This is a genomic window from Yoonia sp., from assembly GCF_046498525.1.
Classification (GTDB): domain Bacteria; phylum Pseudomonadota; class Alphaproteobacteria; order Rhodobacterales; family Rhodobacteraceae; genus Yoonia.
Genome location: NZ_JAWOAN010000101.1, coordinates 1 through 11899, shown reverse-complemented (window position 1 = coordinate 11899; position 11899 = coordinate 1). Strand labels below are relative to the sequence as shown.

General features: G+C 57.1%; 12 protein-coding genes. 4 read left to right on the top strand and 8 right to left on the bottom strand.

Going from position 1 to position 11899, the window contains the following annotated elements; all coding sequences use genetic code 11:
• The first annotated feature begins 40 nt into the window (after positions 1 to 40).
• Together mutY and R6T97_RS07340 are read left to right on the top strand one after the other, a co-directional pair.
• A complete protein-coding gene (gene mutY, locus R6T97_RS07345; protein WP_410348639.1) occupies positions 41 to 1093 on the top strand; it encodes an A/G-specific adenine glycosylase in 1053 nt (350 codons plus the stop codon).
• Between the two features lie 50 nt (positions 1094 to 1143).
• Positions 1144 to 2289 (top strand): alkane 1-monooxygenase, encoded by a 1146-nt coding sequence (locus tag R6T97_RS07340; RefSeq protein WP_410348638.1) that lies wholly within the window; start codon positions 1144 to 1146, stop codon positions 2287 to 2289.
• 6 nt (positions 2290 to 2295) lie between these two features.
• Here the strand turns inward: R6T97_RS07340 and R6T97_RS07335 are convergent, their stop codons facing one another.
• Genes R6T97_RS07335 through R6T97_RS07315 form a run of 5 tightly spaced genes read right to left on the bottom strand, consistent with a single transcriptional unit; the run spans position 2296 to position 6888 of the window.
• Entirely contained in the window at positions 2296 to 3033 is a 738-nt protein-coding gene (locus tag R6T97_RS07335) for an SDR family NAD(P)-dependent oxidoreductase (RefSeq protein ID WP_410348637.1), read from the bottom strand.
• A 2-nt stretch (positions 3034 to 3035) separates the two neighbouring features.
• The gene (locus tag R6T97_RS07330) at positions 3036 to 3608 is read right to left on the bottom strand and encodes a DUF3833 family protein (RefSeq protein ID WP_410348636.1); all 573 of its coding nucleotides are present in this window, start codon (positions 3606 to 3608) and stop codon (positions 3036 to 3038) included.
• Between the two features lie 3 nt (positions 3609 to 3611).
• Complete coding sequence (locus R6T97_RS07325) at positions 3612 to 4838, bottom strand: MFS transporter (protein WP_410348635.1); 1227 nt, start codon at positions 4836 to 4838, stop codon at positions 3612 to 3614.
• Positions 4835 to 5593, bottom strand: coding sequence for a DUF1365 domain-containing protein (locus tag R6T97_RS07320; RefSeq protein ID WP_410348634.1), 759 nt, complete (start codon positions 5591 to 5593; stop codon positions 4835 to 4837). Before R6T97_RS07320 ends, R6T97_RS07325 begins: the two co-directional genes overlap by 4 nt.
• On the bottom strand, positions 5590 to 6888 hold the full coding sequence (locus R6T97_RS07315) for an NAD(P)/FAD-dependent oxidoreductase (RefSeq protein WP_410348633.1): 1299 nt from the start codon (positions 6886 to 6888) through the stop codon (positions 5590 to 5592). The genes R6T97_RS07320 and R6T97_RS07315 overlap by 4 nt, the downstream gene beginning before the upstream one ends.
• Positions 6889 to 7142: 254 nt before the next feature.
• Here R6T97_RS07315 and R6T97_RS07310 point away from each other — a divergent pair, with 254 nt between their 5' ends.
• Together R6T97_RS07310 and R6T97_RS07305 are read left to right on the top strand one after the other, a co-directional pair.
• Complete coding sequence (locus tag R6T97_RS07310) at positions 7143 to 7667, top strand: sigma-70 family RNA polymerase sigma factor (protein ID WP_410348640.1); 525 nt, start codon at positions 7143 to 7145, stop codon at positions 7665 to 7667.
• Between the two features lie 8 nt (positions 7668 to 7675).
• A complete protein-coding gene (locus R6T97_RS07305; protein WP_410348632.1) occupies positions 7676 to 8326 on the top strand; it encodes a ChrR family anti-sigma-E factor in 651 nt (216 codons plus the stop codon).
• Between the two features lie 88 nt (positions 8327 to 8414).
• On the opposite strand, the gene R6T97_RS07300 is transcribed toward R6T97_RS07305, so the two are convergent.
• The 3 genes from R6T97_RS07300 to mutL form a co-directional block, all read right to left on the bottom strand.
• The gene (locus tag R6T97_RS07300; RefSeq protein WP_410348631.1) at positions 8415 to 9173 is read right to left on the bottom strand and encodes an SDR family oxidoreductase; all 759 of its coding nucleotides are present in this window, start codon (positions 9171 to 9173) and stop codon (positions 8415 to 8417) included.
• A 4-nt stretch (positions 9174 to 9177) separates the two neighbouring features.
• On the bottom strand, positions 9178 to 10416 hold the full coding sequence (locus R6T97_RS07295; RefSeq protein WP_410348630.1) for a DNA recombination protein RmuC: 1239 nt from the start codon (positions 10414 to 10416) through the stop codon (positions 9178 to 9180).
• Positions 10413 to 11899 (bottom strand): DNA mismatch repair endonuclease MutL (gene mutL, locus R6T97_RS07290; protein ID WP_410348629.1); only part of this gene is annotated, 1487 nt, incomplete at its 5' end. The genes R6T97_RS07295 and mutL, both read right to left, overlap by 4 nt.

The following is an 11899-nucleotide window of genomic DNA, read 5'->3' as shown; positions in this document are numbered from 1 at the left end:
GCGCCAAGTCTGCGCGGCAGGATGAAACGGGTAATAAATATTGCGTGACCTCAGTTCAGAGCTTTTGGCGTGGTATGACGTGCATGCCCGCGAGATGCCGTGGCGTGTGCCGCCCGCAGAGCGCAAGGCGGGCGTCTTGCCCGATCCTTACGCCGTCTGGATGTCGGAGGTGATGTTGCAGCAAACCACCGTCGCTGCCGTGCGTGATTATCACCGCAAGTTTCTATCGTTCTGGCCCACGGTCCGCGATCTGGCTGCCGCTGAGGATGCCGATGTCATGGCCGCATGGGCAGGGCTTGGCTATTATGCGCGCGCACGCAACCTGTTGAAATGTGCCCGCGCTGTTGTGGCAGACCATGGCGGGGTTTTTCCTGATAACTTTGAAGATTTGCTCAAGCTGCCGGGTGTCGGCCCCTATACTGCCGCGGCGGTTGCGGCGATTGCCTTTGATCGGCCCGAAACGGTCGTGGACGGCAATGTCGAACGTGTGATGGCGCGTCTTTATGATATCCACGCGCCGTTGCCGGCGTCGAAGGCTGAACTGACTGCGAAGGCAAAAGGGCTCACACCGCAGAACCGCCCCGGTGACTATGCCCAAGCGGTGATGGACCTTGGTGCCACGATCTGTACGCCGCGCAATCCGGCCTGCGGGATTTGTCCGTGGCGAGATCCTTGTGCGGCACGGGTTGCCGGGACGGCGGCCGTCTTGCCCAAAAAGACACCCAAGAAGAAGACACCAACACGGTTCGGGATCGTTTATGTTGCGCGGCGAGCTGACGGCGCATGGTTGCTGGAAACACGCCCCGAAAAAGGCTTGCTGGGCGGGATGCTGGGTTGGCCGGGATCGGATTGGGGTGACGATCCGAAGCCTGATCCACCGTTCGAGGCGGAGTGGGCGGTCCTTGATGAAGAAGCCCGCCATACCTTTACGCATTTTCATTTGCGGCTCAGGATCATGACGGTGCGCGCTGATGCCGACACACAACCAATGCGAGGGCAGTTCTTTCTTCCCGATGCGTTCAGCCCTGCCGCCCTGCCAACGGCGATGCGCAAGGTGTTCGATCTGGCCCATGTGACGCTACGCGATGATTGAGAAACGTATTTACCGGTTCTAAACTCATGGTAGTTAGGCTGTGGAGACCCATGAACCCGATTATTGCCCAAGCCCCAAGAAAAGACTGCGTTCTCAATGCGTTGCCGTTCTGGCTCTCGCTTGGCCTTGTGCCTTTGGCGGTATTTGCTGCGCTACAAGGTGGCTGGGCCATTGCGCTGTTGCCGTTGTCCACTTGGTATCTGTTTACCGGGCTTGACTATGCCGTGGGAAAAAACACCGAAAACCCCGACCCGGAAACGCCAGAGGAACAGCTTTTCTGGTATCGGCTGATCACGCTGCTTTGGACTCCGGTGCAGATCGTCACGATTTTCGGGATCATGATCTATGTCGTGCAATCCGGTCACCTTGCCCGGGTTGAACAGTGGCTGCTTTTCGCGGCCCTCGGTATCTTGTCAGGCACCATCGGGATCACTTATGCGCATGAATTGATGCATCAAAAGCCAAAGCTTGAGCGGTGGATGGCCGATATCCTGCTTGCCTCGGTGCTTTATGGGCATTTCCGGTCCGAACATCTGCTGGTGCATCATCAGTATATCGGCACGCCACGTGACCCTGTGACTGCACGCTATGGGGAAAGTTTTTACCGGTTCTTTCCGCGCGTACTTTATCAATCGCTGGTTTCGTCCTTCAGGGCAGAGAAGGCTATGCTGGCGCGCAAATCGTTGCCCTGGTTTCATCGCGCGAACCCTTTCTGGCGTTATCTGGCGCTTCAATCCGGGTTTACGCTCTTGGCATGGGTCATTGGTGGCTGGTGGGGGGTCTTTTTGTTCACGACACAGGCTTTCTGGGCAGTCTTCCAGCTTGAACTGGTGGACTATGTTGAACACTATGGATTGACACGCAAGCATCTTGGTGATGGCAAATACGAACACGTCCAGCCGCGCCACTCATGGAACGCGACGCACAAAGCCTCGAACTGGTTGTTGATCAATTTGCAGCGGCATTCGGACCACCACTATAAGCCCAATCGCCGGTTTCCGTTGCTGCAAACCTATAGCAAAGAAGAGGCACCGCAGTTGCCCTATGGTTACCCTCTTATGACAATGTTCGCATTGGTCCCGATACTCTGGCGGAAGGTGATGCACCCACGGGTCAGAGAATGGCGTGCGCGGTATTATCCCGAGATCAAGAACTGGACGCCTTATAAGCGCGCGACAAACCCCATGCCGCGCTAGGCAGTCTTACTTGGCACCGAAAAGACGGTAGTACATCCAGTCCGGCATGAACTGCGACAGGCGGAAAACCCAGGAAAACATCATTGGAAAACTTTTCTTGAACGCGTCGGTATTCATATGTTCGAACACCTCTTTGGCGGCGTCTTCGGGGGACATGATGAACGGCATGTTGAAGTCGTTCTTTTCGGTCAGGCGTGTCTTTATGAAACCGGGATTGACCAGTTGTACTTCGATCGGTGAAGTCCGCAGATCGGCCTGCATCGATTCCGCCAACGACATCATGCCTGCCTTGGACGAACAGTAGCCGATCGCACCGGGCAGCCCGCGGAACCCTGACAGCGATCCGACCAGCACGATATGGCCTGCGTTCTTGGCGACCATGGATTTGATCACAGAACCAACCACACGCGATGCGCCAAGGAAGTTCACCTCGCCCATCATATCGGCCTTTTCGTTGTCCCATTCCTGCGTCTTCATCGGCCAGTAGACACCGGCAAGATAGACGACACCATCAATGTCTCCCGCCTGTTCTGCCGCAGCCTCGACCGCGGCACGGTCTGCCACGTCGACGGTGATATAAGAGGCCTTTCCGGGCAGTTCCTCGACCAGTTCTTTCAATCGGTCCTCGGATCTGGCAGAGACGATCACCTCTGCTCCTGCGCGGCTGAGGCAGAACGCGACTTCACGCCCGAGCCCCTCGCTTGCGCCAACAAGCCAGTAGCGTTTTCCTTGCCAGTTCTTCACGGTTATTCTCCTGCGTAGGCTTTGTCTTTGGGGCGCATGGTTGCGACTAGTTCCGCCACTTTGATTCCGAATTTACGGAACTGGCTGCGGTTCATTATAGTGCCATTAGACATCAAATACATCCAGTCCGTGACGTCGAGCGCGTGCCCGCCTGCTTCCTCAGTCAGTTTGATGCGATAGTTCAGCGATACGGCAGACCCGTTTTGTTGACCCGTTCCGGTACCAACGACATCGGGCGCTTCGGCCTTGATCTTGCCGTCGTTGCCAAGTGTCAGAGTCCATTCACGATCCTGCACCTGACCGCTGTCATAATAGAATTTTTCTTTCATCGTGCCAACATTGCCGTTCCATGTCGCCTCGAAATCAGCGACGAAACGTGACGACACCCTGCCGGTTGGCCCGTAGATCACACCTTCGCAGGCGATCGGTCCGTTGAACGTTTCCCGGATGTCGAACATCGGTCCGTCTGAATAATCTTCTGATTTCTGCGCCCAGAAGGACATATAGCGCTGTTTCAGGAACACAGCGACACCCATCAACACAGCGCCGGTCACAATGTAGGTCATAAACGCCATCGTTCAGTCCTCGAGTTTCGTCGCGATCAGCAAGCCAATTGCAACCAGTTTCAATAGCGACGGCACGAGTGCGTAGAGCACCGTCAGCATCGTGATAGCCTCGGCGGGCAAATCGGTTGCCCCTGCCTGAAAGCCAGATCGTTCCAGTAGCGGCAGCAAAACCACCGCGGCGAAGGCAAGCGTGAACTTGTTCACCAGATTCCAAAGGCCGAATCCCTGTCCACCGTTGGGCGAGATTGCAGCCATGCGTTTTGCAAACATCGCCGGCAGCAAAGTCAGGTCTGCGCCGATCGTTGCTCCACTTAGTACGCAGATAACCGCAAAGGGGATCACATCTCCGGGCGATAAAGTGAGCGTGTAGGCGAATGATGCGACAGCAAGGATCATCGCGGCGATCAAGACAGGCTTGGGGCTGAACCGTCGCGCAAGGACAGACCACATTGGCGAAGACAGCGCCGCAGCAAGGAAAAACAGCACCAAAAGCGCGCCTTCCCAGCCGACCGCACCGAGTTTGCTTTCCACGTAAAAGAGGAAAAGCGTAGAGGAGACGGCCAGTGGCGTGGCGTTCACCAAGGCCAGAATCAACAGTTTCCGCGCCGTGTTGTCACGGATGATTTCGCCGATCTGCGATGGTTCCTGGTTTACCCTTTCCTTCCATTCCGGCCACATGAAGAAAGTGGCGATCAAGGTCAGCGCGGCAAATCCGAAGGCAAATGCGGCAAACGGGTCGGCCACGACCCCGATCAGAACGGTCGGGATGACTGCGGCTATGCATACACCAAGCAGGGCACCGCTTTCGCGCCATGCGGCCAACCGGACGTGTCCTTGGGGGTCGTTGCCTGCCTTGCTGACGCCTTGGGCATAGAAATTGATGGTCAGAAAGCTGAACGCGGTAAAAAGCCCTGTCACCGTGATGCCGAACCACCATAGCGGGTTGATGGGTGGGGCGACGGCGAAAAGGCCGATCATCGACAGCGCCATGACGATGGCGGTCACCGTGATGATCGGTTTCTTGGATCGGGTGAGCCGTTCGCTGATCCAGCCCAGCACCGGGTCCTGGATCATATCGAAAAGCCGCATGGCGAAAAGCAGTGCGCCCAGTGCCGCGAGGCTCACGCCGAAGGTGTCGGCATAGTATTTGGGTGCATAGATATAGATTGGCAGTCCAGCCCCGGCCAACACGGCCGCAAAGACCGAGTAGGCGGGCAACCGCTCCGAGAGAGCTTTCATCTACTGATATCTTCCGATGGCGGCTCTGGTTTTGACCTGAATGTCGCGCCTTTCCACCAAAGCTTGATCGCCTGCCAATGGATCAGCGCCAAGACACGCCTTGATCCGAAGGGGCGACGCAGTACCGCCTTGATGACGGATGCATTGGTGACGGGCTTGCGCTGTCCGGTAAGCGTGGCGATCAACCCGCCATTTCCGCGCGAATAGTCGATCCAGATACCGATGCTGTCGGGCTGGATGTCAAAGCGGAACGTGTAGCCGCCCTCGACGGGTTGAAACGGCGACACATGCATCAGCTTTTGTGCCGAGAGCGTTTCATCCTTGGTGATCGCGCGGCCATCGACGTGGCGGCACAGATAGGAATGGCGGTCGCCGAATGTATTCGTGACCTCTGCGATGACGGTCGTCAGCGCCTCATCTGCGGAGTAGCAAAGCCAGAAGGACACAGGGTTGAACACATGCCCCAGCACGCGCGGCTGCGCCAGCAATTCAATCCGTGCGGCATCATGGACATCGTATGCAGAAAGCACCTCGCGCACCCATGCCGCGCCTTTGCCCTGTTTCGGGGCGCCGCCATGGTCGTGGTCATGCAAGGACATCAGATTGCCGCGGTTACGCGAAAACAGGGCAGGTGTCTGCGGGTCCGCCTCTGCATCGGTCAGCACGTAATCGATGGAATAGCGAAAGGCATTCTTTGTCGCCCCACGTCGTCCATGATAGGTTTCTGCCGCGATATGATGAATGGCAAAGGTCACTCGGCAGCATGCTGCAGTCGTTCAACCGCGTTGAGCGAATGCACCACATCCAGCCCGCTGGACAAGCCGTCTTCGTGAAAGCCGTTCTTCATCCATGCACCACAGAACCACGTCCGGTTTGATCCGTTCATCGCGACTGCCGCCTCTTGTGCGGCGATCGCCGCAAGGTCATAGACCGGGTGCCGCAGTGTGACCTCGTCCCAGATCAGGTCTTCGCGGATCGGGCGATTGCTGTTCAACGTGACCATCATATCCTCGTCTTTCAGCCAAGGCTGCAGTGAGTTCATCCAGTAGGTCAGGTTGATCTCTTTATCGCTGCGCTGCGCATCTTCGGAGTAAATCCAGGACGACCAGACCTGACGGCGTTTGGGCATGATCGACGTATCAGAGTGCAGGATCACCTTGTTCGGTTGATAGCGTACAGCGCCAAGTACCGATTCTTCAACTGCCGTGGCGTCCGACAGCATCCGCAAGGTATCGTCCGAATGGGTCGCGAAAACCACCTCGTCAAAGGTTTCCCAATCCGCACCATGGGTTTTCACATCAGCACCTTCCGACGTGCGGCGCACAGCATTGATGGGCGCGCCAAGCCTGATATCAATGCCGCGCTGAACCATATCGGCCCCAAGACGTGTGACGTATTCACGCGACCCGCCATCTACGGTGTACCATTGGTGCTGGCCTGTCGCGCCGAGCAAGGCGTGGTTGTCGAAGAAACGCATCATGGCGTAGGCCGGAAAATCGAGAATCTTTTCTTTTGGCGTCGACCAGATCGCGCCCGAGAAAGGCAAAAGATAGTGATCGCGGAAATAATTGCTCAGCTTTAGCTTCCGAAGCAACTCTCCGATCGTTATCGTTTCGTCTTGGCTTGCTTGCAGGCCCTTTGCGTTGAACCTCAGAATATCGCGCACCATGCGCAAGAACCTGGGGCTGGCGATATTGCTGCGTTGGGCAAACAATGCGTTCAGGCTGGCCAGACCATATTCCATCTGTCCGCCGCTGAATGACGCACCAAAGCTCATGTTGCTTTTGGTGACAGGTACATCGAGGTCATCGAACAGTTTTGTCAGATGGGGATAGTTGGCATAGTTGAAAACGATAAATCCGGTATCGACAGCCTGATCCCGGTTCTTGCCCGCCAGACGGGTACGGGCGTGGCCGCCCAGACGGTCCTCGGCTTCGAAGAGCACCACTTGATGATCTTTTGCTAACGCGTGTGCCGCCCCCATTCCTGAAATACCTGCACCGATCACCGCAATTTTTCTGGGCGCGATGGTCCCGGTTTCGAATGGCATGTAGGTGGGCTCCAAGTTCCGTCTGTATTTATTCAACTTCATACGTGGCGATAACTTGCTTGGATCACAAGAAAATCTTCCCAGTGGATGATCCAGTTCCTTTGACGAAGCGTAATACTTGTATGTTAACGGAATCTGATGCCCTCATAAAAGCAGATGCGCTGCCGCCTTCGGTCACTTATGGTGATGGCAAAGCGCGGACGTTGCGCAAATTGAGGACGAAAACGGTGAATTCCGAAGCAACAGCAAAACGCATGGCATGGGTCCTACAGGTCTATGCCGTACGGGATAATAAAGACCGCAAGGCGTTCGCTGAGCTGTTTGGGTACTTTGCGCCGCGCGTGAAGTCCTTTTTGATGAAATCGGGTGCCAGCCCTGATCTGGCGGAAGAATGTGCACAGGAGGTCATGGCGACCCTTTGGAACAAGGCCCATATGTTCGATCCGACGAAGGCGAGTGTATCCACATGGATTTTCACGATCGCCCGGAACCGCAAGATCGACATTCTGCGCAAGCAGCGCAGGCCAGAGCCGGAAGACCTGCCATGGGGACCAGAAGCAGAGCCTGATCAGGCCGAAGCGATAGGTCTGCAACAGGAAACGGAACAACTCGGGCAGGCCTTGGCCACATTGCCTGCCGAACAAAGAAAACTGATCGAGCGCGCCTACTTCGGCGAGCTGAGCCATAGCCAAATTGCCGCAGAGACGGGGCTCCCGCTTGGAACGATCAAATCACGAATTAGGTTGGCGCTGGATAGGCTACGCCACGCAATGAAATGATGAATGAAATGAAAAAAATTAAACATCACCTGACCGAGCCGCTGTTGATAGGATACGCTGCCGGGACCTTGCCCGAGGCTTTCAATCTGGTCGTGGCCACTCACATCAGTATGTGTGACACGTGCCGTGCAGCCTTGGCCGAGTACGACGCAGTCGGCGGCGAGGTGATGTTGGATAGTGACCCGGTCGAGGTGGCCGAGGATGCGCTTTCCGCGACGCTGGCATTGATTGACAGCGGTAAGTTGTCCGAGAGTTCCGCCCCTATCCGCACCCAGGGCAGTGTCTTCCCCGGCCCTTTGCAGGATTATGTCAGCGGTGATCTGGACAGTCTGAAATGGCGCAAGGTCGGCGGAGGCGTGAGCCAGCTGATCCTCAGTACGTCTGATGACGCCACCGTGCGGCTTCTTCGTATTCCTGCCGGCACTGCTGTGCCGGATCATGGTCACCGCGGAACAGAACTGACGCTTGTGCTTCAAGGTGCCTTTACGGACGACGAAGACCGTTTTGGTGCGGGCGACGTTGAAGTGGCAAACGAAGATCTGAATCACACCCCCGTTGCAGAGGCAGGGATGGATTGTATCTGCCTTGCCGCCACTGACGCGCCATTGCGCTTCACCGGTCTGGTGCCACGGATCGCGCAGCGGTTTATCGGCATCTAGTCAAAGTTTACTGACATCGAAAAGGCGACCGATTGCAAATTGGGGCGCAGTTTTTATCTGTGTTCATGCAAACCGATAGCGGGTTGCTCTAAACGGAATGATAGGTTTCCGTGTTTCCATCCACAGCGATGGCTTGGCCCGAGATAAACTTTGCGGCATCCGAAGAAAGATACAGGCAAAGCTGGGCGATTTCCTGTGGTTCAGCAAAGCGGCGCAACGAGCTTCCCGATGTGTAGTCCGCATAAACATCTTTGGCAGTGACGCCGCGCGCTTGTGCCTCTGCGGCAAGAACCCTGTCCATGCGATCACCGCTCACAGCGCCGGGGCAGATGGCGTTGCACCTGATGCCATGTGGGCCAAGTTCGGTTGCAATCGTTTTGGTAAAGCCGACAACGGCCCATTTTGCAGCAGCATAGGGTGCGCGGAAGGGCGCGCCGAACAGGCCGGAAGTTGACGACAGGTTGATGATCGCACCGGCTTTTTGCTGTTTCATCACCGGTGCAACGGCGCGGCAGGTGATCATCTGGGCATCCAGATTGACCGCAAGGCAGTGTTTCCACTGTGCAAGATCCAGCGCCTCTACCGGATCGGCCTGTCCGGCGATACCTGCGTTGTTGATCAGTACATCACAGCCGCCAAACTGTGACAGCCCGGCTTGCAGCCATGCGTTCAGTGCGTCCTCATCGGTGACATCGACGCAGGTGCCGGTGATCGCTTGATCCAGATTGCCGATGGCAGTGTTATCCTGATCGCAGACAAAGACCTTTGCGCCCTGTGCGACGTAGGTTTCCGCAATGACCTTGCCGATCCCGCCGGCACCGGCTGTGATGAAAACGCGTTGCGTCATTGTCCTAGCTCTTGTGCGGCACGATAGGCACGACCTGTGCGGCAGTCTCTGCCGCAATTTCCTCGAAGTCAAAGTGGTCAAGGCGGTGCGCGCGCTTGCCCGCCTTTTCAGCCGATATTTTGATGTCCTCGATATCCTTGGCGGCCTGACCGAAATGCCGATCCAGATTGCCCACGCGCATCACTAGCCGGTCTACATCGCCGCCCAACAGTGCCAGCTCCTTGCGGATGGCACCTGTTTGTTCCCGCATCCGTGCATCCTTGAGGATGGCGCGCATGGTATTCAAAGTCGCCATGCAGGTGGTCGGTGACACGATCCAGACCCGCGCGCTAAATCCTTCGCGCACGACATGGGGCAGGCGGCTGTGCAATTCGGCATAGACAGCCTCTGACGGCAGGAACATCAGCGCGCCGTCGGCAGTCTCGCCTTCGATCAGGTAGCTGTCCGAAATCTTCTTGATGTGGGTTCTGATGGCTTGCCCAAAGGTGGTCAGCGCACGTTCCCGATCCGCCTTCGTGTCAGCGGCCATAAGCACTTCATAAGCTTCCAACGGGAATTTCGCATCGATCACGATGGGTCCGGTTGGATTGGGCAGGTGCACCAGGCAGTCGGGGCGACTGTTGTTCGAGAGGGTCGCTTGCCATGTGTAGCTGTCAGGTGGGAGAGCCTTCGACACAATATCCTGCAGTTGGATTTCGCCAAAAGCACCGCGTGTCTGCTTGTTTGACAGGATATCCTGCAAAGACAGCACATCGCCCGAAAGTTTTTCGATATTGGTCTGCGCCTTGTCGATCGTCGCCAAGCGTTCCTGCAGTTCGGTCAGGCTTTTGGTCGTCTTCTCGGACGAGCCGGACAGCGTGTCCTTCATACGCTCCTGCATCTCTGTCAAGGACCGCGCGGATTTGATCGCGTTGTCGGCCAGTCTTTCGGCCATTTGTGCCTGCACTTCGGCCAGTCTTGCCTCCATCGTCTGGACGACGTGGACCTGTGCATTCGCCTGCGCATCACTCACCGTGCGGATGTTGCCTGCCAGTTGCTGTTGCCCCTGCCCGAGCGATTGAACATCCTGCGACAGACGCCCTACCTGAGAGGCGACAAACTGCACTGCTTCGGTCGACTTGCCAGCGCGGCGTACGGTCATCATCAGCAAGATCAGCACCAAGAGCGCAATCAGGCCAGCAGCGATCACGGCAATCACCATCGGGTCGCCGAGATCGTAAATATTATCGCCAATCTGAATCATGTACGCCCGAAGAGCCGTTCGATATCGGCTAGTTTGAGTTCAACGTAGGTGGGACGCCCGTGGTTGCATTGTCCTGAAAGCGGCGTCGCTTCCATTTCACGCAGAAGCGCATTCATTTCGGCTGCTTGCATACGGCGGCCCGAACGGATGGACCCATGACAGGCGACACGGCTGAGGATCGCCTCGATCCGCGCCTGTACAGATGCGCTGTTCCCCTGATCTGCCAGTTCGTCCAGAATATCGCGGATCATGGCTTCGGCGTTGACCTCGCCCAGAATAGCGGGTGTTTCACGCACCGCGATGGCACCGCCACCGAACGGTTCGATCGTGAGGCCGAATTTGGCAAGGTCATCGGCAATCTCCAGCAGTTGGGCGGCTTCGTTTTCGGAAAGCTCCACGACTTCGGGGATCAAGAGGGCCTGCGCTGCAACGCCAATTTCGGCCATCTGCGTCTTGAGCTTTTCATAGACCAGCCGTTCATGTGCGGCGTGCTGGTCCACGATGACGATCCCTTTTTCGGTCTGCGCGATGATGTAGTTTTCATGCAGCTGCGCGCGGGCGGCCCCCAATGGCAGGTCATTGGGTTCATCCTCGACCATCGGTTCAAACCGGGCAGAGGGGGCTTCGCCAAAGCCGGGGGCCTGCGCCTGAAATGTCATCGAACGTGCGCTGAAACTGGGCCGGTCCATCTGGTAGACGCGCGGCGTGGTTTGCTCTGGCGTGATCGCGCCCAACGTCGCGTTGGCAACGGTGGTCGAGGCGCGATGACCGGCATCGGCCAAGGCATGACGCAGACCTGAAACAATCAGCCCGCGCACAGTGCCGGGATCACGAAATCGGACCTCTGATTTGGCAGGATGCACGTTTACATCAACAAGCGTTGGATCGCAGTCGACAAAAAGTGCCGCAACGGGGTGCCGGTCGCGCGACAGCACGTCCACATAGGCCGCGCGCAAGGCACCCAGCAGCATCTTGTCGCGCACAGGCCGTCCGTTCACGAACAGGAACTGCGCGATTGCCGCGCCGCGTGAATAGGTCGGCAGGGCGGCATAGCCTGTCAGGTGGAACCCGTCGCGTTGGGTATCAATGCGCAGCGCGTTTTCGGCAAACTCCTTGCCCAGCACGGTGTGCAAACGTCCGTGCAGCGCATCAAAAAGGTCTCCGGTTTCCGCATCTGCGCGGAACATGATGCGGTTGTCACCGTTGGAGACATCGCGCAAAATGAAGGTGACGAAAGGTTCGGCCATGGCCAGTCGTTTGACGACATCGGTGACCGCCTGCGCTTCTGCCCTGTCCGTGCGCAGGAATTTCAGCCGGGCGGGCGTTGCATAGAACATATCACGCAGCTCGATCACCGTACCGGCAGACAATGCGGCAGGTTTCACGGCCTCGGCATGTCCGCCAGCGACAGCGATCGTTGCAGCATCAGCGCCCTTTGCACGGGATGTCATCGTCAGGCGCCCGGTTGCGCCCAGCGATGGCA